Here is a 22,200-nt window from a genome sequence, read left to right on the forward strand (position 1 = left end):
AAGCGTTCTCCGTTTCATTATATAAGGAATAGGGTAATAAATATAGCGTTTGTTCTGAAAATCATTGCAGCTGTGGTACAAATTTTGCCTACTCAAAATCGACACAACATGACAATTCTTGAATATTCAGTCTGTGTTTGGTTTAATAGTACCCATACTAAAAAAGGTGGTGTGATCAAGAAGACAGAAAGAAACCGAAAAAAATTTTGAGGGGATTAACTTACATGACTTGGTATTTAAGCTATATTGTAATCTATTTTATTTTAATGTTTTCTATGGGGGTTTACTATTTCTTTAAGGTGAAAACTTATGATGACTACCTAATCGGCGGCTGGAACACCGGATTTTGGCCAATAGTCGGAACTATTATAAGCACATGGTGTGGTGCAGCTGTTTTTATTGGTTGGGTGGGCATGGGCTTTACCGTAGGACTTTCCGGATTCTTCAAATTTGCACTTCCAGGAATTTTATTCTGCTTGCTACTTATTGTTGCTTTTGCCGGTCCATTAAGACGGCAACGCCTCTATACATTGGCTGATTTATTTGGCGAGCGTTTCGGCGGTAAATCAGGCATTATCCCATCTATTCTTTCAGCATTTATTTATTCCGTTCCAACACTTGCCCTGCAAATGGTTGGGATGTCCACGATTTTTAAAATTACGCTTGGAGTGGAGCTAAATACAGGGATTGCGATTTCCTTTGTCTTAATCGTTTGCTTTACCATTTTGGGCGGCTTACCAGCGACGATTATTACAGATGCACTGCAATCAGTCATTGTGATCATTGGGATCATTGTCCTTGCTGTATCCAGTGTTATATATGCCGGTGGTTTTCAAGAAATCCTTGCTAACACACCAATCGATTATATTTCACCATTAGGTGCAGAAGGCTTAGGTAGTGTCCTGCTTTACGCTTTATCTGTAGGTCCGTTTTATCTCGTTTGGCAATCCACCTGGCAACGAATTTTTGCTTCAAAAAGTGAGAAGGTTGCAAAAAGAGCTGGTATTACAGGGTTTGTTATTGCAGGGGCAATCTCAATTCTCCCTTATTCCATCGGCGTCATTGCGCGTCAATACGTGCCAACCGACATGGATGCAGACCTGATCTTTTCCTATGTAACGGCGGAACTGCTGCCACCTGCAGTTGGTGGAATTGTGTTTATCGGATTAATGGCTGCCTTAATGACTGGGGCAACATCCTTTATTTTACAAGGAAGCTCTAACCTGACAAGAGATTTATTCCAGCGGCTGATTAAACCAAATGCCACGAATAAGCAGTTGATGTTTTCGGCAAGGCTTTCCGTTGTGATCATTTCAATTCTCGGTATGGTAGCAGCATATTTTGTCACAAATATCGAAACGGCCTATCAATGGGCACTAAGACTCTCCGCGACCGTGCTTGTATTCCCATTCCTTGCCGTCATGTTCTGGAAGAAAGTGACGAAGCATGGAATGATTTGGAGTATGATTCTCGCTTTAATTGCAACATTAAGCTGGCCCTATCTTAATCTGACCATCGACCATACCATATTCGGCTTTGCCATATCTATTCTGACATTAGTCATCGTTAGCCTACTTACGAGCCATGACAAAACAGAACAAGTCCGCGCAGTTTATTGGGAGGATCTAGATTCAGCAACTGCCACAACAGAGACAACAAAGGAATCCACAACATAAAAGTGAAACTTTTTCTGGTGGGGGTTCCTTACCTCCCCACCAGATGTTAGTTGAACAAATCGGACCTTTACTGGCAATTGATCCTCCATTTATAATACTGGATTGTTTTCCACATTCTTAAAGTGGAGCCTTTACTGCCAGTTTAGTCGGGATAAAGGAGAACACAATGATGACAATTGATTTAGTAATTAAAAATGCAACAATCCTCACAATGGATGAAAATTTTTCACGTGCTGGTTCACTAACTGTAAAAGATGGACGAGTAGATCAGGTTTGGGAAACTGCTGAGCCGCCAGAAGCGCTACTAGGAACTATTGACACAAGTCAAGTTATCGATTTAAAAGGAAAAACAGTTGTGCCTGGCTTCGTTGACACGCATAGTCACCTGCTTATGTATTCACAATTTCGAGATCAAGCTAATTGCAGCTCCCCATTGAATCAAAGCATTAGCGACATATTAGAAAAATTAAGGGCTCAGCTGGAAAAAGTGAATGAAGATGAATGGGTGCTTGGCTGGGGGTATGATAACACATTACTTAAGGAAAACCGACATCCTACTCGCAAAGAATTAGATCAAGTTTCCACAGAAGTACCGATTTTTATTCGCCACACATCGGTTCACTTTGCTGTAGCTAACTCAAAGGCTTTAGAATTAGCAGGCCTGACAGATGATACAAAGAATCCAAAGGGCGGACACTTTGGAAAAGACGAAGATGGAAAGTTAGATGGCGTACTTTATGAGTTGCCTGCCTTGGAGCCAGTCCAGGCGGCAATCCCTACCCCATCTATTTCTGACATGGCTGACCTGCTTGGTGAAGGAGCAAAAGATTACCTAGCTGAAGGGATAACGACATGCTCAGATGCCGGCGTTGGACTTGACCTTGGGATGGCTGAATATGAGGCACATCTAAAAGCAGTTAAAGAAGCCAAGCACCCATTGCGTATGCGTTTAATGGTCTTACATCATTTACTAAGTGGCGCGTTTAAGGAAAAAAATGCTGAAACACTTAATAAAGAAATCCAAGCTGCAACGGAAGGGCGCGCGGTATTAGATAGCGCGAAGCTTTTCCAAGACGGATCTATTCAAGGATTTACTGCTGCTTTACGTGAGCCGTATTACACAAAACCAGAGGAATACGGGGAGTTGTTGCGTGACCAAGAAGATTTTGAAAAAGAACTACTTGATTTACACAACCGTGGTTTCCGACTTACGATACACGGAAATGGAGACAAGGCAATTGAATCCATATTGAATGCTTATTCGTTTGTATTAAATAAGAATCCTCGTGCTCATCACCTACATCGAATTGAGCATTTGCAAACAGCTTTACCCACTGACTTGGACAGAATGAAGGAAATGGATGTTGCAGGTTCATTCTTTATTAATCATGTTTATTACTGGGCAGATCGCCATAAAAAATATTTTCTCGGGCCAGAGCGAACAGCTCGGATAAATCCACTTGCCGATGCTTCAGAACGAGATATTTTGTACACCTTGCATTCGGATTGCCCGATTACACCTATCTCCCCTCTGTTTTCCATTTGGGCTGCCGTAAACCGCCAAACAATGGACGGAGAAATCCTCGGAGAAGATCAGTGTATTAGTGTGGAAAAAGCTTTACAAACCATGACAATTGATGGATCGAAGCTTAATGCAGATGAAACAAATTCAGGTAGCCTGGAAGCAGGGAAACTTGCAGACTTTGCAATACTAGATCAAGATCCAACTGCCGTTGATAAGATGGCGATAAAAGATATTACGGTCTTGGAAACCTTTATTGGTGGCGAACGCGTTTACCAAAAAGAAGAATAACAGGCTACAAGGAGAAGCCTCCGCTACCTATGCGGAGGTTTTTCTATGTGTGAAAATTTGTTTTGAGCTCCCTCCTACATCGCTTCTTCTAACTTCATCCTCCACCTATAATGTATTGGGAAAATCCCATACTTTTTCCACATTTATGCCATTCACGTTCCTACTATTTTGCCTATAGTAAGACCACACGCATAAAGTGAAACTTCAATCAGTGAGGGTGTACGTTCTTTACCCACTGATTGTTAGTTAAACGAATCGGACCTTTATTAGCAGTTGATCCCTCTTAAAGTTAGAGTTCTTACAGTCAGTAAAGGCGAGATAAAACAGTGAAAGATGGTGAAAAGAATGGAATTACTAAGCTTTCAAGGACTTTGTCATATCGTTGGAATCCCCCAGCAAACAGGGGAACATTGGATGAAGGAGTTCTCGATGTATATTCCAAAAACCCAACAAGATGATACAATCTACTTCCTCACTGAAGCAATTGACGTGATGCGTTTTATAAAAAAGTGTAAATTTCAGAATATGGGAACGACAACCATCACAAAACAGCTTGCAGGGAGAAGTTTTCCAATGCGTGTAGACAATCCACAAACCGACGTTTATATAGAATGGGAACAAAAAATTAGCCACGATACTGCTAATATTGCTGCATTTATGCGCAATATCGGGACAACCATATCGCGTGTGGCAGCACATGAGCATATGTTGCAGAAATTAGTAGAAAAACAGGATGCTTACGAAGAGCATTTTATTACAATCAAAGAACAGCAAATGGAAATTAATCAACTTAAAGAAGAAATCGGCATGCTACAGAAACAAATAACACAGACGGAAGATTATAAAACAAAAAAACAATATATGGCAAACCTTTTTAAATAATAATGTTGCCCCCCCAGCAATTGCTACAATTGCTGGGGGTTTAATTAATTACCTGGTGGTCGATTTCGCTTGTATTTATTGTCATTTTTCATATCATTAATTTCTTCCTTGCTCTTGTTCTTCGTTTTTGTTTTTCCTTTTGCCATCGATTATCCCTCCTTGCTCTTTCCCTTTAGTTTTAACTAAATATAAAAATTGATGTAGTTTGTATATGTTTTTAAGTATCGTATTCAGAATAAACTACCTTTAAAGGTAACCCGGTGATATCATCTTCAGATTAGCGGAAAAGCTCATGCCTATAAAAAAACAGTCCCAAACTGCATTTTTCAACCTAAATGCTATCTAGCTGAAAACCTTATGGAAATTTATGCTAATATAAAATTAAAAGTTAGTGGGAAAAGGAGCGCCGTCCATGACGAAGGCAGATGCAAGTATTTTAGTAATGTTTGGTGTAGCAATCATCACAGGATTTTGTGCACAAAGTATAGCTTATTTTTTGGATGACTACATTTTTAAATCATATCCGATATACTATTTAACCGGCACCACTATAATAAGTCTACTTCTATATTTAAGTAGCTTTGTTTTCACCTACATCCAGTTTAAAAAACAGAGAATTGAAAAGGATAGAATGGAAGCCTATTTTGTTATATTCGGCATTATAGGGTTATTGACGTATAGCTGGTCTTTTATTGTTTTGGCTATGTGGTGGGGATAACTAATATTTCATTCCCAACTATTTTCACACATACTCCTACAAACGTTATGGTTCACGTTTTTCCCTCCCCCGAACCCAATGGACTGCTGGATCCTTTAACCTAGACGAACCATTTAGATGATTAATTGGCGAACAACTTCACAAGTTGTTTAACTTTCTAGTAGAACAGGTATAGTACAATAGTACCGAATTATAAAAAAATTTCTTCCTAGGAGGTCACTTTAATGAAAGCAGCAGTGTGGTATGGAAAAAAAGATATGCGAATTGAAGACCGTGAATTGAGAGAATTAAAAGATACAGAAGTAAAAGTAAAAGTTGCCTGGGCTGGCATTTGTGGGAGTGACCTACATGAATATGAACATGGACCGATTACCGTCCCAGTTGAAGAGGAAGAGCCGCTCACTGGAGACAAAGCCCCTTTCACATTCGGCCATGAATTTGCTGGTGTTGTAGAAGAAGTTGGGAAAAATGTAACAGAGTTTAAGGCTGGAGATCGGGTAGCTGTTAATCCTACATTAACATATGGAAATAAAGAAGAAGGTATGGATATATATGACGGATTTGCATTTATAGGACTTCATACAGACGGCGGTTTTACAGACTACGCCAATGTACCAGCAACAAACGTTTACCATTTACCAGATTCATTAACTTTACAAGATGGTGCGATCACAGAGCCTACAGCAGTTGCAGTACAGGCTGTTAAAGAAAGTGAAATGTCCTTCGGCGATACAGTTGCCGTGTTTGGTGCTGGCCCGATCGGTTTGCTCACCATTATTGCTGCCAGAGCAGCAGGAGCTACTAACATCATCGCACTTGATTTATCTGAGACTCGTTTAGAAAAAGCAAAAGAACTTGGTGCAACCCACTGCATTAATTCCGGTGAAACAGATCCAGTCAAAGGTATTCTTGAGATCGAACCAGAAGGCGTGGATGTATCCTTTGAAGTGGCTGGCGTAGAAGCTACTTTCCAACAATCTATAGAAGCAACAAAGCCACGTGGCATGATGGTAATCGTGTCTATCTTCTCTAAACCTATCAAATGGAATCCATTTCAGCTAACTGCTAAGGGAGTGCGCGTCACCTCATCTGCAGCATATGCACCATCTACTTTCCAGAAGACCATCGATTTAATGGCCTCTGGACAGCTTAAGCCACAAGGCGTCATTACAGATAATATCAAGCTTGATGATATTGTAGAAAAAGGATTTGAGGCATTATCCAATGATAAGTCTCAAGCGAAAATTCTTGTGGAGTTAAGTGGAGAAAAATAATTACCTCTTTAATATAGAAGGCATGCGAGTGGTTGCTCGTATGCTTTTTCATTTTGCTAGTGACAAGGCACACTAACCTTGCAACAGCAAGTGGAAACAACGAAACATATAAAATAGCTTCAACGACAACCTTATCATCAAATAAAGTTTCGTCACCTAGTTACTATAGTGATTAAACCGAATATCTTCACATGGGGACACGTTAATCATGACAGGCTATTTGTTGTTTTTCATTAAAAAGGTAGTTGCATTTCTTCTAATACTGCTTCACTTCGGGGACTTCCTGCGTCAGCTTAACTTGGCTTGGCGTCTCTTCTGGCTGTCTCGCGTCGCTTTGAGCTGGTGTTGCGTCTCTTCCAATGGCTATCGCGTCTCTAGGACTTGAGGATGCGCCACTTCAGGCAATTCAAGCGTCACCTATACTAGCTCCTCCCCGCTAAACTTCTAAATAGCGACAAACTCTGGCAAAATTGGTAAAATGAATACCATTATATAATGATTAGAAGGTGCTCGCATGGAAAATGTTGTGTTAATCAGTATGGTCGTTATCCTTGTCGTTGGTATTTTTTCACAATGGCTCGCTTGGCGGATACAATGGCCATCGATTGTAATTATGTCGATAGCCGGCTTATTGCTCGGTCCTGTCTTTGGGTTATTTAATCCCCAGGAGGCATTAGGTGAACTATATAGCCCGCTTATCTCGCTTGCCGTAGCCATTGTCCTATTCGAGGGAAGCTCAACGCTTGATGTTAGAGAAATAAAGGGTGTTTCCAAATCTGTATTTCGTATTGTTACAATAGGTGCCATTATTGCCTGGATCTTCGGCGCACTCGCAGCGCATTACATAGCAGGTCTCAGCTTGGAAATCTCCTTTATCATTGGTGGGTTATTTGTTGTTACAGGTCCAACTGTGATTATTCCCCTGTTACGGAATGCTAAGCTAAGTCCGCGGATTGCTGCTGTTTTTAAATGGGAAGGAATTATTGTCGACCCATTCGGCCCATTACTTGCTCTATTTGCTTATGAAGTAATTAAAGTCATCAACACAGAAGGCTTGCATGCAGATTATATGCTTACATTCTTCTTCAGCGCCTTTATCGCCATTTTATTAGGGCTAGGTGTTGGCTTATTGGTAAGTTTTATGGTAAGCAAAGGGGTTTTTCCTGAATATCTTAAATCACCAATCATTTTAGCCTTTGTGTTACTTTGCTTTACCGTGGCTGAGGTCATTATGCATGAAACGGGAATGCTTGCTGTAACGGTCATGGGACTCACGCTTGCCCGCACGAAGCGGTATCTTTCGTCGATTGGCAATGTAAATCATTTTGTGGAGAACATTTCGGTGCTTTTAACCTCCACGATTTTCATTTTACTAACAGCATCTCTTTCTCGGGAAACGATTGCGGAGATCTTTACTTGGCCAATTATCGGGTTCGTACTCGTGATGCTCTTTATCGTTCGTCCATTATCTATCTGGCTCTCCACCATTGGAACAGAGTTAACGAAACAGGAGAAAACCCTAATTGGTTGGGTCGCTCCCAGAGGGGTGGTCGCACTGACCGTTTCCGGCTATTTTGCCGCGATTTTACTTGAGGACGGGCATGAAGGTGCAGCCTTGTTAACAACCCTAACCTTTGCCCTGGTTTTCATCACGGTTTGTGCCCATGGCTTCACTTTACGCCCTATGGCGAAAGCACTTGGTCTGGCGAATGATGCACCACCCGGCATTCTTATCGTGGGAGCGAGTAGCTTTTCCATAGCTTTTGCCAAATATATAAAAGAACTTGGTATTCCTGTTTTAATTAGTGATTCCTCTAGAGGAAGATTACAGGCAGCTATCGATAAGGACATCCCGATCTATCATGGCCAGCTTTTATCAGAGCATACGCAATACGACGTGGATCTTACACCATATGAAACGATACTAGCGATGACTGGAGACATGGCCTATAATGCACTCGTCAGTCAAACATTCGCACCGGAATTCGGCTTTAACAATACCTTCTCCTTACCAGCAGGAAGTAGCATGGGTAAAAAAGAAATAAATACATCCCATAAAGCACACCTGCTATTCGAAGAGAATGCTATTTTCACTGAACTCAATCGAAAAATAAATACAACGTATGAAATAAAGCCAATTTTAATTAACGAAAATTGTAAGTTGGACAAAGACACTATACCGGAGGAATCTACTCCTCTCTTTGTTCAGAAAGAAAACAAAACGATCCAGCTCGTGACCTTGCGTAAGAAAATAAACCTGAGCAAGGGAGAGCAACTTGTTGTATTGAAAAGAAAAAATAACTAGTGTAACGCCCATTGCTTCCTAGCAATCGGGCGTTTTTTGTATAGGTTCTCGCCAAAACACGAACATTACGTAAAAATAAATAAATAAAATTCGGTATTGACTCGAAATTTGTCGAATGCTAAGATAAAAACATACTTTAGGACGTTAAAAAAATTTAGGAGGTATTGGTGATGCTTTTTAAAGAGCAATACGAGGAAATTAAGGATATAGCAGAAGATATCTATTATCATCCTGAACTAGGCTACAAAGAGACACGGACAAAAGAAAAGGTAATGAATTATCTTAAAAAGGTAAATCCGTACGTTGACTTTGAAGAGTTCAGTACCACTGGGTTTAAAACAACCATGGGGAACCCGAACGGGGACACACATATCGCTTTCATTGCGGAGCTTGATGCTGTGTATGCGCCTAGTCATATGTATGCTGATAAGAATTCGGGTGCAGCACATAATTGTGGCCACTATACGCAGGTCGCTATTGCCCTTGCACTATATAGCCATCTTCATAAATCTGGAGCAACATTAACAAACAAAATTAGTTTTATCTTTGTTCCGGCTGAAGAATACCTTGATCTCGATTACCGAGACGGTTTAATCAAAGAAGGTACGATTTCCCATTATGGTGGAAAACCTGAAGCAATGAAGTTAGGTGTCTTTGATGATATCGATCTTGGTATTTGTGTTCACGCAATTGGCGGGGAATTTGAAAAAAGGACAGTTGAAGTAAATTGCGACCTGGCGGGATTCCTTTATAAAAAATATACATTTGAAGGAAAAGCAACACACGCCGGGTTTGATCCTTTCTCCGCGAAAAATGCTTATAGCATGTCGACATTATTTAATACAGCGGTAGCGCTTGGTCGTCAGCAATTAGACGAAGCCGAGCATGTACGGATTAACCCAATTGTTATGCAATCCGATATGTCTACAAATGTTGTCCCTAATCAGATTACAGTCGGTACAGATCTGAGGACCAAGACAGTCGATTATTTGAAAAGGACCGCTTTAAAGCTTGATGACGCTGCAAACGGAAGTGCACTGGCACTTCAAGGCAAGGTGAATACACATACCCAAATGGGCTACCTTCCATTTGTACAGGATAGATATTTATCTACTTTTGTAAAAGAAGCGTTTGATGAAACCAACGAGATAGAAGAATTATTAAACAACAACTTCATTAGTGCTGCAGGAGATATCGGAGACCTTTCTTATATGATGCCATGTATTCAAATTGGCTATAGTGGCTTCACTGGAACCATTCATGGTGACGACTTTATTGATGTGGATCCAGAATACATTTATGAAACGTTCCCACGTTTCCTTGCGAATGTACTAGAAAAAATGGACGGTAATATAGACAAAGAAAAACTTTATCGAAAATCTTACGCGGAGTACGAAAAACTTATTGCCGGAATTATAGAGTAAACGTTATTATGGGTTGCTCGACTTGGCCAGGGTCTCGCTCGGCTTAAAAAGAGACATATAACGAACTCTACTAATCTATCTAAATAAAAGAACTTTCCAGAATCGAGGGGTATATGTTGTTAAAAAACTTTTCTTATTTCCTTATTTTCATCTTGGCTGTCATTACCATTTCAGAGATGATAGGCTTCCAAAGCATTCCAATCGGCCCTTTCAACATTGGGTTATTGCCACTAGTTTTTGCCATTATTATTACGATGGTTCTCGGCCTACAAATTTTCCGGAAAGGAATCTGGAAGAAAGTATACAGTGATCGAAACATTAGTTTTGCGGGGAAATATCTCATCTTTATCATGCTGCCACTGATGGCTAGATACGGGGCAGATGTCGCTCCACAAATCAGAGAAATACTTCAGGTTGGCTGGGTATTTATCATTCAAGAAATTGGTAACCTAGGAACTGTTCTGATTGGTCTTCCAATTGCACTGCTACTCGGATTACGGAGAGAAGCAATTGGTGCCACATTAGGTATTGGACGTGAAGGAGAACTTGCTTATATCTCGGAAAAATATACATTGGAATCAAAGGAAGGCCGTGGCGTGCTTTCTATTTACATTATTGGAACATTGTTTGGGGCTATTTTCTTTAGCGTGTTTGCACCCATAATGCTTGATCTTGGCCTTCGTGTCGAAGCATTGGCAATGGCTTCAGGGGTTGGTTCAGGTAGTATGATGAGCGCTGCTTCTGCAACATTGGTCGCACGTATACCAGAAATGGAAAGCACAATCCTAGCATATGCTTCAGCTAGTCAGCTACTCACCAGCTTCCTTGGAACATTTACGATGGTATTCCTAGCCGCTCCACTACAGCGGTTTATGTATAAAACTTTCACTAGAGGTGACAAATAATGAGTCCAGCTTTACGCAAATATACTAAATACGGTCTTATCCTTCTATTGAGTGTTGCCCTTATATTATTCACTCAGGAAATAAAACTTTTAAAAAATCCGGAATCTACACCTGTTTCAGGAATGACAATTGCCGGACTCGCAGTATTATGGCTCTTTTCCATGATAGGAATAGTCATCTCAGATCTTATGCAAAAATCGCCAGTCAAGTTTATTCGTGATTTCCCTATTCTCGGCTGGGTATCCATTACATCACTTGTTCTTTGTTTGCTCTCAAATTTCTTTGTACAAGCTATCCAGGCTGTAGACTTTCTTTCCATTACAACGCCTATCCTTACCTTTGCAGGGATCTCTGTTGCTAATCGATTAGTTGACCTTCGTAATACATCATGGAAGGTTGCGATTGTTGCCGTATTTGTTTTTACGGGAACGTACGCTGGTAGTGCGTTACTTGCACAGCTTGGTCTTCTCCTATCGGGAAATTAAGTCATGAAAAAATCCGCGCCATTAAGGTGCGGATTTTTCTTTATACTCTTACGCCAGCCTCATCTTCATTTTTACGAATAAAGCACATAATTCCAGCAATCAAATATAAGATTGACTGAAACGCCACTCCGGTGAATAAGAGCCAACTACTAATGGCTGCGGAAGCGATAAATAATCCGCCGGCAAGCTTGGCATTACGCTTCACTTTTACTACAGCAATAAGTCCTAAAATAAAACTAACAACACAGCTTAGCACTGGGAGCCAAAATAAATTATTTACGATATAAAGTATGTTAGAGACAAAACCCCATTCCACAGTATTAATGGAATCTCCGAACCAGCCAATACCTAGATTGACTACCACTATGAGAATAGTGCCTAGTATCGCGAACAGAAAATCCATAACAATACCAACAGAACCTAATATTCTTTCGATCATACGATTCGTCATCTATACTCCTCCTTCCATGAAATTAATATTATATCTAACGTTTCATACGGAAAACTTCCTTCGTTGGTTTCAAATTCCCGACTTTTGTGAGGATTAAACTAAGACCTACTATACAGATCAGGCACGAGACTCAAAAAGCGAACAGGAACAGATAGCACAGATTTTTAAGAATAACCTTACCCAAATTCATATAGTCCCATTATTCCCTCCAACCTAAAAAGAACTCCCGTAAAAAATACGGGAGTTTTAAAGTTTATTCCTTATTTAATCCATTGAGAACTTCTTCGTACATTTCTTCAGTACCTATACCAGTCAGTAATGGCACACCATCAATCACTTTATCCTTAATATTATCAGGAACGAGCGTGGTAGAAACCACAACGTCATAGTCATCAATACGATTCAATTCATCCGTTAATTTCGATTGATATAGAGAAACTTCATTTTCTAACCCCTTTTCTTTAAGCCATTCCCTAACTTTCCCTGTGACCACTGTAGAAGTTGCAATTCCGGTACCACACATAATTAATAACTTTTTCATCCATAATCTCCTCCACCTATTTTAATTTTTGTCCATATGAAGTTGTGTAGAATTCATAACAGGCTGCTACTACCTCTTCTGGTAGTGGTTTTATATTGGGTTCTTGTAAAGTTGCGTAATATGCATACTCTGCTACTTCCTCTAAAATAACGGCAGCCTTCAGAGCTTTCTCTATTGATGAACCTACAGTGAAAACGCCATGGTTTCTTAATAAAATGGCTGGTCCACTCCCAATATGCTTTACGATTTCCTTTCCAATTTCATGCTCCCCAATGGTTGCGTAGTCGGAACATGGAACACTCTCTCCAAACACATTTGCTGCAGTCGTTGTATAGGCCGGGATAGATTCTCCTCTTATGGCAAAGCTTGTAGCAAAAGGGGAGTGTGTATGAATAATACTGTTTACATGTGAGAGATGTCTGTAAACATATAAATGACTTTCCGTATCTACAGATGGTTTTAAATCTCCTTCCACAACCTCACCATCTAACGTTACAACTACCATACTTTCAAAAGTTAATTCGTCAAAATGAACGCCACTGGGCTTAATGATTACTAGATCTGTCTCTGGTAAACGGTAACTAACATTGCCACTAGTCCAGCGTACTAAGTTATTCTCTTTTAATCTTTTATTCGCATGACAAACTTCTTCTTTGAACTTGTCGTACATTTAGCTCACCTCCTGTTCTGCTGCATTTTGAATCTCCCTTTTAGGTTTGATTTTATTAATGTAAATGAGTCCAGCCAGTAGCAAAAGCCCCAATGCTCCTATTCCAAACCAGCTAAATACTTTTGGTAGCCAAACGAACAAGAATGTTGTCCAGACAGCCCCGTCTACCAAAGCAGAAATACTAGTATTACTACCCATATCAAAATTAGCGGCGATCGCGGAATCGGTGAAGAGTGGCGATACCCATGTAGCAATATACAGTCCTACTGCGATATAAAAGGAACCAGCAATTACGGTACGTAGAATATTGCCTTGAAATACTGGTACCATTAAACAAATCAAGAATGGAATGGTAGCCAAATCACCGAAAGGCAATACCGTATTACCAGGTAAAATCACCGCTAGAAATAGAGTAACTGGGACAATGATTAATGAGGCAGATAATACTGCCGGGTGGCCTACAGATAGCGCACTATCCATCCCGATATAGAGATCTCTCCCTGGAAAACGTTTCTTAACAAAATTACCTGCTGCTTCCGACACTGGTGAAAGACCTTCCATCAATAAAGCCACCATTCTCGGCATTAGCATCATGACGGCACCAGTTTGAACAGATAATTGCAGAATCTCTGAAACGTTGTATCCTGCTAAAATACCAATGACAATACCAATCATCACACCCATTACAGTAGCGTCTCCAAATATACCCATTCTTTTTTGAATTGCTTCTGGATTTGCTTTTAATTTATTAAATCCTGGTATTCTATCAAACACCCAATTAAAAGGAAGTGCTACTAGAAAGGATGGTGCTGATGCGCCATGTGGAAAGGTAATATTCTTAAATCCATAAAACTTCTCAATATGCTTTGCCAAAATATCTCCTAGGAAAAAAATGAGTAGTAAATGAACAGTGATCGTAAATAATCCGAGTGCAAAGTCTCCTGTTAATGCATAAACAAGAGAGCCAGTAAAAGCACAGTGCCAATAATCCCACACATCTACATTTAACGTTTTGGTTAACCCAAAGGTTAATAAAATGACATTGGTCGCGATCCCGATGGGAATGGCTAAGCTTCCAAGAGCTGTACCATACGAAATAGCTGCCGCGGCAGGCCAACCTACATCGATCGTATTTAGAGCGAAACCAAAATTATCAACCATGGATTGAGCTGCTGGTCCTAAACTATCTGTCAATAACCCAATGACTAGATTTAGCCCTATAAAACCAATCCCTACCGTAAGACCTGCTCGAAATGCTTTTCCAGGCTTAGAACCTAAGACTATTGCAAAGACGAAAATAATAATCGGTAACATAACACTTGCTCCAAGATCGACAAACCATTGCAAAACTCCCATTGTATTTCCTCCCTTGTACATTTTATATTTTGAAGCTTATTGCGAAACCTAATCTTGTTAATAATGAACGTGCATTACACTTGTAAATTCCTCTGAACTGTTAACCTCTGCCAGTTTCTTCACCATCTCTTCGTTTTGAAAAATACTTGTTAGTTGTTGTAAGGTTTGTAACTGTGCCTCTGGGTTGTCTAAAGCAAGCATAAAGATTAACTTGACCTCTACGTCCGCCCCAGAGTTGCCCATCGCTTTAAATTTCACGGGGTTTTTTAATGAAGCGAAGGCTATTATAGGCTCCATAACTTTATCCGCATCAGTATGTGGAATAGCGACACCGAAAGGTAATGTTGGCAATCCTGTAGGAAAAACCTCTTCTCTCTCAAGAATGCTTTCAACAAACTTCTCCGTAACATAGCCACTTTTAACTAACTGATTCGCTACAAACTTCAAAACTTCTTCTTTTGTCTGGCATTCAATATTTGGGTAAATAAGCTCTGGGTTAATTTTCATATCCACTTACCTCTTTCACCTCTAATCTATGAGTCTGACTTAGCTCTTCTAATAATTGGGTAATGGTCTTTTTATCACTCGTATACATTACTTCCTTTAGTAATTCTTGATTCATAGACAAATTTGTCAGTTGATAGATGGCTTTTACATGTTCTTCAGTGTCTGTAGGTGCAATAACTACGACTAGGTGTATTTTTAATCTTTCAGAAAACTGGACGCCTTTTTTAATAACCAAAAGACTCATCCCTAGACGGTTTACACCCTCCTCTGGCTCTGCGTGTGGGATCGCCATGTGCTCTCCAAGAACCATATATGGGTGATGATAATTATGTGCCTCAATCATTTTGTTCACATAGTTTTCCGTGATCATATTGTTTTTTAATAGGGGAATAGAAGCTAATTGTATCGCATCTTTCCAGCTTTCAACTTCATTCGTAATGGCTATCATTTCTGGTGTTAGTAGTTCATTTAAGTTAGGATGGCTTTCTGTATGAGGATGTATAATGTTCCTGTTATTATGATCAGTCTGTTGAAAATAGCTCTGCAGATCTTGCTTTAAACGTTTCTTATCTAAAATGTCTGTGGAGCTTTGAATAACATCTATTAATTTATCTACATTAATTAAGTCGTGGTCATAACCAAATACTTTCTTCATAACGCGTTGTCTCAAATTCCACATTGCCCTTTCTTGTAGCAATGGATTAACGATAAAAAAGTATTTGTTTGTTGTTACTGGGATAGGAGAAAAAATGATTTCAGCACTTGAATGGTCTATTTCATTAAACTGCCTCAAAGACATGGTTGGAAAAAAATCAAACTCAGGAAATAGCTTGGTTAGTGTATTTCTCAGAAGTTTAGATACAGTTACACCGTTTTGACATAGCACAATGGCCTTTTTCCTTGTTGTGAGAATTTGCTTTGCTTCCAGCAGATGTCCTCCAATAAAGATCGTTATATAATGTCTCTCCCTTTGAGGAATCTTGCTCTTTATAAACTCTTCTAACGGCTTTAAGGAGCGCTCGACGATAGAATCTAGTTCGAGGTAGGAATCATCGATGTATGGTGCTGGGCTAGCATAACTTGTAAGGTTATATTTCATTCTGTAATAGGCAGGCTTTAAATGTAACATGAGTCTTTTCACAAGCATTTCCTTATTCTTTAACTTAATAAAGGCAAGTCTTTCTACATTGTTTAACGTCTCAAATAAGGCATTCTTCAACTGCGGTATCTCTAGTTGCGCCAAAGTCTCGCTTGAAAATATGTTCGCTGATAAGAGTTGTAGTGTGATGTACAATCTTTCCACTTCAGGGAGCCCCGTGTCGTTTTCCACCAGCAGTTCTGTTGCTTCAAACTCTTTAGTGCCCGATAATTCCTTAAACTTAATTTGGTAATCTACTTCTATTAAAAATCCCTGCTCAATTCGCTTAAATATAATTCCTAAATAATAAGGTAATAGTTGAAACTTTTCATCCGTAAATTTTATTTTTAATACTTCTTCAATCTTCTCTAATTGCATCGAGATATTATTTATTTCGTTAATAGGTATCAGGGTGAAATCCTGTACGAGAGAAAGTCCACTATACATAAGTGTCATTTCTTGTACACTATCGTGTAGTAAGTTTCTTATATGCCATTCATTTCCTTTCAGCACATAACCACCGCTACGACTGTAATGGATTTTAAGCTGGTATTGTTTTACTTTTCTTTGGGCTTCTTTCATATCGTTTAAGACTGTAACATTACTAACCTTAAGTGCATGTGTAAAATGGAATAAAGATAAGTTCTTCTGAGACATCATAATGAATAAGAGAAGTAATACTCTTTCATTTTCCGAGGGGATGTAACTACTTGTGTCCAATTCATTTTTCTGTGTAATAATTTCATTTAACGTTGCATCCACGATAAAGTTGCCATTATTAAGTCGTTTAATTTTTGGATAGTTATTGCCTTGAAGCCAGTTATTAATCTTTTCAAAGCTATACTTAATCTGTCTTCTGGATAATTGCTTTCTAATCTCCATTTCTTTACTCGTAATCTTTGGGTTTACGATTAACTCCTCAAGCAATTCAAAGCTTCTTTTATCCAGATACATGTTGTTACCTCCTTCGCTATTTATTATATTTCAATTCACGCTATTTTTGAATGCGCTTTCATTTCAGATTTTATTAGTTAAATTGTCCGATATTTTAATTAATTTTTAATGAGTATAAAAAGACGTTAGCATTCCTACACTGCTAACGTCATAAGAAAACTACTTATAATGAATCCCTTTTCCAAGCCAAGAAGCAGCTGCCTCGGATAATGCCTCCGATACGGTAGGGTGTGGGAAGATCATCGAGTCCATCTCTTCTGCAGTTCCTTCTAAGTGCATGAAGGAAGTTGCTTGACTTATCATTTCCGTCACATGGGCACCCACCATCACAACGCCTATTACTTCACCAAATTTTTTCTCTGCTATTAGCTTCATAAATCCTGTATTCTCGCCAGCAGCGATTGCTTTTCCGTTCCCCGCTAAGTCTACTTTTTTCGTTTCTATGTCATGGCCGAGTTCGATTGCCTTCTCTTCCGATAGACCAACACTGGCAATTTCCGGGAAGGTGTAGACACATCGAGGCACCGCTGCATCAACAACCGGGTTTCCGACAATATGGTTTACAGCTTTAATCCCTTCCTCACTTGCTACATGCGCTAGCTGGTAGCCACCAGCAAGATCTCCAATCGCATAAATCCCTTGCACAGATGTCTGCATGTTGGAATCCACCTTCACAAACTTGCCATCCATCTCAAGGTCTAATAATTCAAGTCCCATCACATTTGGCACTCTGCCAACACTCATTAGCACGTGGTCTGTTTTGAGGCTTTGTATCTCACCTTTATGCTGCATTTCCACTTTTGTCTCGCCGTCCTCTTTCGTAAACGACGTGATTTTTGTTTCCGTATGAATCTTGACCCCAGCTTTTTTTAGTTGCTTCGCTAAAAAGGCACTCGCGTCCTTGTCTTCACTAGGTAAAATGCGGTCTGCCATTTCCACGATTTCTACTTTTGTGTCCATACTATTAAAGATACAGGCGATCTCCAGCCCAATGACACCACCACCTACGATTACGAGATGCTTAGGTACTGCTTGGATATCAAATATCGTATCACTTGTATCATACGCAATATCCTCGAGTCCCGGTAAATCTGGTACAAAAGGTTTTGAGCCATTTGCTAGGATAATATGCTCTGCTGCAAGTTTCGATTCTTGCTCGTCTGACAAAACCGTAATGGTTTTATCCTTTTGTACTGTTCCATATCCCTGATAGAGTGTTATCTTATTTTGTTTTAATAACCCCTCTATCCCGCTCTTTAATTGCTTAATAACCTTGTTTTTCCTTGACACCATTTGTTCTAGTGAATAGGAAAAAGAGGAAACCTGTATGCCAAACTTTTCTGCTTCTTTAATTTGGTTCAGGACTTCAGCATGCTTCAACATTGTCTTGGAGGGAATACAGCCACGATTTAAACATGTTCCACCAAGATCCCGGCCTTCAATTAGTGCAACCTTTTTCCCTTCCTTTGCTGCACGTATTGCTGCAACATAGCCTCCCGGGCCTGCCCCGACGATAACTAGATCAAATTTCTCCATTGTTTAACCCCCTAGACTAACAACCCAAATGGGTTTTCTAATCTTTCTTTCAACTCTGTTAGAAAAGCAGCAGCTGGGGCTCCATCAATGACCCTATGATCAAAGGACAAACTTAGGACCATAATTGGTCTTATTTCAATTGATTTATCGACGACAACTGGCTTATCTGCCATTCTTCCCACACCTAAAATTGCAGTTTCGGGTGGGTTGATAATGGGTGTAAACCCTTCGATTGCATACATGCCAAGATTGCTTATCGTAAATGTGCTGCCTGTCATTTCCGCTGGTTTTAATTTATTTTCTCTAGCTTTTGCACCAAGCTCTTTGCTTGCCACCGTTAGTTCAGCAAGTCCTTTGTCTTGGACGTTTGGAACAGAAGGGACAATTAATCCGCTTTCGACCGCTACGGCCAGCCCTAGATTAACTGACTTATTAAAGACAATCTCGTTGTCTATTAGCGCAGCATTTAGTTTTTTATGATTACCAAGTACATGGGCTGTTGCCTTCATAATGATTTCTGTATAGGATAGACGGTAACCTGTTTGCTTTTCAATGATTGGTAGCAGAGATTTCCGGACCTCCACGGTTGCCGACATATCAACCTCTGCCGTCAGCGTAACATGCGGGATCGAGCGCGCACTTTCCAGCATTTTGTCTGCAACTGCTTTACGAAGACCTTTTAGCTTAACACGCTCTAATGGTTCTTGGTTGGATGTTTCTATTTGCCCACTGGATGCAGATAGCACATCTGATTTCGTAATCTTTCCGTTAGCACCAGTTCCTTGAACACTTCCCAGTGATACGCCTTCATTTTCTGCAACCTTACCAGCAAGTGGTGTATGACGTCTTGGTGTAACTTTTTCAGAAGAGGCTTCTACATCTGCCGCATGAATTCGCCCTTTTGGCCCACTGCCATTTACATTTTCAAGGGAAACACCTTGTTCGCGAGAAACGCGTCTTGCTGCAGGTGTGGCTCTTACTTTTCCACCAGCTTCGCGCTCTACTTTTTCATTTTGCTCGCTTACATAGACTGTTTCCTGCTCCGCTTGCTCAGCTGTTTCGTTATCATCCGAACCAGGAATTGGCGGCGAATCTGGTACACTTTCATTTGCTTCTCCTATATAGCCGACAATAGCATTTACAGGTACCTCATCATCTACTTCATTATATTTTTTAAGTAGAATACCTTCTTCATAGGACTCCACTTCAATATTTATCTTGTCTGTCATAATCTCAAAAAGAGGTTCGCCTACTTCTACTTCTTCGCCCTCTTTTTTAAACCATTGAAGCAAGGTACCAACCTCCATCGTACTACTCAGCTTCGGCATAAAAATTTCCTTCGCCATCCGTCTCCCCCCTATGCTCTATTTAATGTTTCTTTTACTGCCTGCACAATGTCCTCTTTTTGTGGCACATGCATTTTTTCTAGTTCCGGATTGTATGGAACAGGGGATGGTGCACCACCTAAACGCTTAATTGGTGCATCCAAATAATCAAACGCTTCGCTCTCCGCAATCATGCTCGCAATCTCTCCACCATAACCACCGCGCTTTACAGCTTCATGAACAACTACAAGGCGACCCGTTTTGGAAACAGATTTTATAATGGTTTCTGTATCTAATGGCACAAGAGTGCGTGGATCGATAACTTCTACGTTGATCCCTTCTTTTTCTAATTCTTCTGCTGCTTCTAATGCTCTATGCACCATGATGGCAGTAGCAACAATGGTGGCATCTTTTCCTTCACGCTTTACATCCGCCTGGCCAAGCGGGATAGAATATTGCTCTTCGGGAACATCGTCCTTTGTTTTATAAAGTAATTTATGTTCATAAAAGATAACCGGGTTGTCATCATCCATCGCGGCTTTTAAAAGCCCTTTCACATCATATGCAGTGGATGGCTGGACAACCTTTAATCCAGGAATATGTGTTACCCAAGCCTCTAAGCTTTGTGAATGTTGGGCTGCCGCTCCCGTTCCTGACCCACTTGGCGTACGGAGCACCATTGGTACCTTTCCTTTCCCACCATACATATAACGCAGTTTCGCTGCTTGGTTCACAATTTGGTCCATAGCGATTGTAATGAAATCAGAGAATTGCAGCTCCATGATTGGGCGCATTCCCGTTAATGCCGCTCCTACTGCTGTTCCGGCAATTGCCGACTCACTTATCGGGGTGTTACGTATCCGTTCTGGTCCGAATTCCTCGATCATTCCTCGCGTTACACCGAATGCTCCTCCATAAACGCCAATATCTTCTCCTAAAATAAAAACATCCTCATTCTTACGCATTTCCTGACTCATTGCTTCTCTTACTGCCTCTAAGTACGTTATCTCCCTCATTGTTTCCCCTCCTTAAGCGTAAACATCTGTTAATAAATCTTCTTTACTAGGCATTGGGCCTTCTTTTGCGAATTCAACAGCATCCTCAATCTCTTTCTTCGCTTCTTGCTTAAGCTGCTCCGCTTTTTCTTCTGTAATTACACCTGCCTCAATAAGTACGTCCTTGAATCGTTTAATGGAATCCTTTGCTCTCCATTCTTTTTCTTCTTCACGTGTCCGATATTTCTTCGCATCACTTTTCGAGTGACCCTTCCACCTGTATGTTTTTGCTTCAATTAACGTTGGGCCCTGCCCGTTACGTGCTCGTTCTACCGCTTCATGGCTCACGTTCATCAGATCAACCATATCGGTACCATCAACCACTACACCAGGAAAGCCATAGGAGTCAGCGCGCGTTGCGATATCCGGAATTTTAACCATATCCTTTACAGGTCCAGACATTCCGTACTGGTTATTCTCACAAATAAAGACGACTGGCAAATTCCAAACCGCTGCTAGATTCAGTGCTTCGTGAAAGCTTCCTTCATTCGTTGCTCCATCCCCAAAATAACAAACCGTTACATAGTTTAGCTTTTTCATAGAAGATGTGAGTGCAGACCCTACTGCTAAGGGGATACCTCCCCCAACAATGCCATTTGCACCAAGATTCCCTTTCTCTACATCGGCAATATGCATGGAACCGCCTTTACCTTTACAGTAACCTGTTGTTCTACCAAAAAGCTCTGCCATCATTCTATTAACGTCAGCGCCTTTGGCAATACAGTGGCCATGCCCTCTATGTGTACTCGTAATTTTATCTTCATCCCGTAAAACAGCGCATGGACCAGAAGCACTTGCCTCCTGTCCCACAGCCAAGTGGGTTGTACCATGAATCAGACCTTTTGCGAAAAATTCATCTACCTTTTCATCAAAAAAACGAATGAGCCACATTTCTTTATAGAGATCCGTAAGCTTTTCGTTCGTAATATTCTCTGGCAATGATAGCTTTGTCATTTTTATCGCTCCTTTTTACATTTGTTCATTGTGTTTACATTTGTAATAAGAATACCTTTAAACACTAAAAACGTCAAGAATAATTAAAGCGTTTTCTCCTCCTCTAAAAGAAAAGCCTCTACACAGTATTTAATTGTGGAGAGGCTTTGATCAAAAGGGCAAGGCGCCCTGGGTAAAGACGTACGGACTGGACAGAACCGCAGGAGATAAAGAAAACACGGCGATCGAAGA

General features: G+C 40.3%; 19 protein-coding genes. 9 read left to right on the forward strand and 10 right to left on the reverse strand.

Annotated features, from left to right (window positions below; translation table 11 throughout):
* Positions 1-224 precede the first annotated feature (224 nt).
* The 9 genes from BN988_RS09620 to BN988_RS09660 all read left to right on the forward strand — a co-directional run bounded on the left by BN988_RS09620 (position 225) and on the right by BN988_RS09660 (position 11,482).
* Entirely contained in the window at positions 225-1,676 is a 1,452-nt protein-coding gene (locus BN988_RS09620) for a sodium:solute symporter family protein (protein WP_036575633.1), read from the forward strand.
* Positions 1,677-1,845: 169 nt separating this feature from the next.
* On the forward strand, positions 1,846-3,489 hold the full coding sequence (locus BN988_RS09625) for an amidohydrolase (protein WP_315970416.1): 1,644 nt from the start codon (positions 1,846-1,848) through the stop codon (positions 3,487-3,489).
* 345 nt (positions 3,490-3,834) lie between these two features.
* A complete protein-coding gene (locus tag BN988_RS09630; protein ID WP_036575638.1) occupies positions 3,835-4,371 on the forward strand; it encodes a hypothetical protein in 537 nt (178 codons plus the stop codon).
* Between the two features lie 412 nt (positions 4,372-4,783).
* Positions 4,784-5,089: a hypothetical protein gene (locus BN988_RS09635; protein ID WP_036575641.1), complete on the forward strand. Its 306-nt coding sequence runs from the start codon at positions 4,784-4,786 to the stop codon at positions 5,087-5,089.
* A 224-nt stretch (positions 5,090-5,313) separates the two neighbouring features.
* The gene (locus tag BN988_RS09640) at positions 5,314-6,363 is read left to right on the forward strand and encodes a 2,3-butanediol dehydrogenase (protein ID WP_036575642.1); all 1,050 of its coding nucleotides are present in this window, start codon (positions 5,314-5,316) and stop codon (positions 6,361-6,363) included.
* Positions 6,364-6,877: 514 nt separating this feature from the next.
* Positions 6,878-8,668: a cation:proton antiporter gene (locus BN988_RS09645; RefSeq protein WP_036575644.1), complete on the forward strand. Its 1,791-nt coding sequence runs from the start codon at positions 6,878-6,880 to the stop codon at positions 8,666-8,668.
* Between the two features lie 170 nt (positions 8,669-8,838).
* On the forward strand, positions 8,839-10,092 hold the full coding sequence (locus BN988_RS09650; protein WP_036575646.1) for a M20/M25/M40 family metallo-hydrolase: 1,254 nt from the start codon (positions 8,839-8,841) through the stop codon (positions 10,090-10,092).
* Positions 10,093-10,205: 113 nt separating this feature from the next.
* A complete protein-coding gene (locus BN988_RS09655) occupies positions 10,206-10,997 on the forward strand; it encodes a DUF3100 domain-containing protein (protein WP_036575648.1) in 792 nt (263 codons plus the stop codon).
* The gene (locus BN988_RS09660; protein ID WP_036575651.1) at positions 10,997-11,482 is read left to right on the forward strand and encodes a hypothetical protein; all 486 of its coding nucleotides are present in this window, start codon (positions 10,997-10,999) and stop codon (positions 11,480-11,482) included. The genes BN988_RS09655 and BN988_RS09660 overlap by 1 nt, the downstream gene beginning before the upstream one ends.
* A gap of 40 nt (positions 11,483-11,522) precedes the next feature.
* Here BN988_RS09660 and BN988_RS18345 read toward each other — a convergent pair whose 3' ends face one another.
* The 10 genes from BN988_RS18345 to BN988_RS09710 form a co-directional block, all read right to left on the reverse strand.
* Positions 11,523-11,933 carry a DUF4064 domain-containing protein gene (locus BN988_RS18345; protein ID WP_051557788.1) on the reverse strand — a complete coding sequence of 137 codons (411 nt, stop codon included), beginning with the start codon at positions 11,931-11,933 and terminating at the stop codon, positions 11,523-11,525.
* A gap of 253 nt (positions 11,934-12,186) precedes the next feature.
* On the reverse strand, positions 12,187-12,474 hold the full coding sequence (locus BN988_RS09670) for a PTS sugar transporter subunit IIB (protein ID WP_036575653.1): 288 nt from the start codon (positions 12,472-12,474) through the stop codon (positions 12,187-12,189).
* Positions 12,475-12,490: 16 nt separating this feature from the next.
* Positions 12,491-13,144: an L-ribulose-5-phosphate 4-epimerase gene (locus BN988_RS09675; RefSeq protein WP_036575655.1), complete on the reverse strand. Its 654-nt coding sequence runs from the start codon at positions 13,142-13,144 to the stop codon at positions 12,491-12,493.
* The gene (locus BN988_RS09680) at positions 13,145-14,500 is read right to left on the reverse strand and encodes a PTS galactitol transporter subunit IIC (protein ID WP_036575657.1); all 1,356 of its coding nucleotides are present in this window, start codon (positions 14,498-14,500) and stop codon (positions 13,145-13,147) included.
* A gap of 57 nt (positions 14,501-14,557) precedes the next feature.
* Positions 14,558-15,007, reverse strand: a complete 450-nt coding sequence (locus BN988_RS09685; protein WP_036575659.1) for a PTS sugar transporter subunit IIA — start codon at positions 15,005-15,007, stop codon at positions 14,558-14,560.
* Positions 14,997-17,099, reverse strand: coding sequence for a BglG family transcription antiterminator (locus tag BN988_RS09690; RefSeq protein WP_036575661.1), 2,103 nt, complete (start codon positions 17,097-17,099; stop codon positions 14,997-14,999). Before BN988_RS09690 ends, BN988_RS09685 begins: the two co-directional genes overlap by 11 nt.
* 159 nt (positions 17,100-17,258) lie before the next feature.
* Positions 17,259-18,635 carry a dihydrolipoyl dehydrogenase gene (lpdA, locus tag BN988_RS09695; RefSeq protein ID WP_036575664.1) on the reverse strand — a complete coding sequence of 459 codons (1,377 nt, stop codon included), beginning with the start codon at positions 18,633-18,635 and terminating at the stop codon, positions 17,259-17,261.
* Between the two features lie 11 nt (positions 18,636-18,646).
* Positions 18,647-19,981 (reverse strand): dihydrolipoamide acetyltransferase family protein, encoded by a 1,335-nt coding sequence (locus BN988_RS09700; protein WP_036575666.1) that lies wholly within the window; start codon positions 19,979-19,981, stop codon positions 18,647-18,649.
* 11 nt (positions 19,982-19,992) lie between these two features.
* Positions 19,993-20,976 carry an alpha-ketoacid dehydrogenase subunit beta gene (locus BN988_RS09705; RefSeq protein WP_036575668.1) on the reverse strand — a complete coding sequence of 328 codons (984 nt, stop codon included), beginning with the start codon at positions 20,974-20,976 and terminating at the stop codon, positions 19,993-19,995.
* Positions 20,977-20,988: 12 nt separating this feature from the next.
* Positions 20,989-21,969 carry a thiamine pyrophosphate-dependent dehydrogenase E1 component subunit alpha gene (locus tag BN988_RS09710; protein ID WP_036575671.1) on the reverse strand — a complete coding sequence of 327 codons (981 nt, stop codon included), beginning with the start codon at positions 21,967-21,969 and terminating at the stop codon, positions 20,989-20,991.
* Positions 21,970-22,200: the final 231 nt, after the last annotated feature.

This window comes from Oceanobacillus picturae (assembly GCF_000612865.1).
In the GTDB taxonomy this organism is placed as follows: Bacteria; Bacillota; Bacilli; order Bacillales; family Amphibacillaceae; genus Oceanobacillus_B; species Oceanobacillus_B jordanicus.

What these genes read in the sequence shown, in the direction of transcription:
- BN988_RS09620 (WP_036575633.1), top strand. Translation starts at nt 225, where the DNA reads ATGACTTGGTATTTAAGCTATATTGTAATCTATTTTATTTTAATGTTT.
- BN988_RS09625 (WP_315970416.1), top strand. Translation starts at nt 1,846, where the DNA reads ATGACAATTGATTTAGTAATTAAAAATGCAACAATCCTCACAATGGAT.
- BN988_RS09630 (WP_036575638.1), top strand. Translation starts at nt 3,835, where the DNA reads ATGGAATTACTAAGCTTTCAAGGACTTTGTCATATCGTTGGAATCCCC.
- BN988_RS09635 (WP_036575641.1), top strand. Translation starts at nt 4,784, where the DNA reads ATGACGAAGGCAGATGCAAGTATTTTAGTAATGTTTGGTGTAGCAATC.
- BN988_RS09640 (WP_036575642.1), top strand. Translation starts at nt 5,314, where the DNA reads ATGAAAGCAGCAGTGTGGTATGGAAAAAAAGATATGCGAATTGAAGAC.
- BN988_RS09645 (WP_036575644.1), top strand. Translation starts at nt 6,878, where the DNA reads ATGGAAAATGTTGTGTTAATCAGTATGGTCGTTATCCTTGTCGTTGGT.
- BN988_RS09650 (WP_036575646.1), top strand. Translation starts at nt 8,839, where the DNA reads ATGCTTTTTAAAGAGCAATACGAGGAAATTAAGGATATAGCAGAAGAT.
- BN988_RS09655 (WP_036575648.1), top strand. Translation starts at nt 10,206, where the DNA reads ATGTTGTTAAAAAACTTTTCTTATTTCCTTATTTTCATCTTGGCTGTC.
- BN988_RS09660 (WP_036575651.1), top strand. Translation starts at nt 10,997, where the DNA reads ATGAGTCCAGCTTTACGCAAATATACTAAATACGGTCTTATCCTTCTA.
- BN988_RS18345 (WP_051557788.1), bottom strand. Translation starts at nt 11,933, where the DNA reads ATGACGAATCGTATGATCGAAAGAATATTAGGTTCTGTTGGTATTGTT.
- BN988_RS09670 (WP_036575653.1), bottom strand. Translation starts at nt 12,474, where the DNA reads ATGAAAAAGTTATTAATTATGTGTGGTACCGGAATTGCAACTTCTACA.
- BN988_RS09675 (WP_036575655.1), bottom strand. Translation starts at nt 13,144, where the DNA reads ATGTACGACAAGTTCAAAGAAGAAGTTTGTCATGCGAATAAAAGATTA.
- BN988_RS09680 (WP_036575657.1), bottom strand. Translation starts at nt 14,500, where the DNA reads ATGGGAGTTTTGCAATGGTTTGTCGATCTTGGAGCAAGTGTTATGTTA.
- BN988_RS09685 (WP_036575659.1), bottom strand. Translation starts at nt 15,007, where the DNA reads ATGAAAATTAACCCAGAGCTTATTTACCCAAATATTGAATGCCAGACA.
- BN988_RS09690 (WP_036575661.1), bottom strand. Translation starts at nt 17,099, where the DNA reads ATGTATCTGGATAAAAGAAGCTTTGAATTGCTTGAGGAGTTAATCGTA.
- lpdA (WP_036575664.1), bottom strand. Translation starts at nt 18,635, where the DNA reads ATGGAGAAATTTGATCTAGTTATCGTCGGGGCAGGCCCGGGAGGCTAT.
- BN988_RS09700 (WP_036575666.1), bottom strand. Translation starts at nt 19,981, where the DNA reads ATGGCGAAGGAAATTTTTATGCCGAAGCTGAGTAGTACGATGGAGGTT.
- BN988_RS09705 (WP_036575668.1), bottom strand. Translation starts at nt 20,976, where the DNA reads ATGAGGGAGATAACGTACTTAGAGGCAGTAAGAGAAGCAATGAGTCAG.
- BN988_RS09710 (WP_036575671.1), bottom strand. Translation starts at nt 21,969, where the DNA reads ATGACAAAGCTATCATTGCCAGAGAATATTACGAACGAAAAGCTTACG.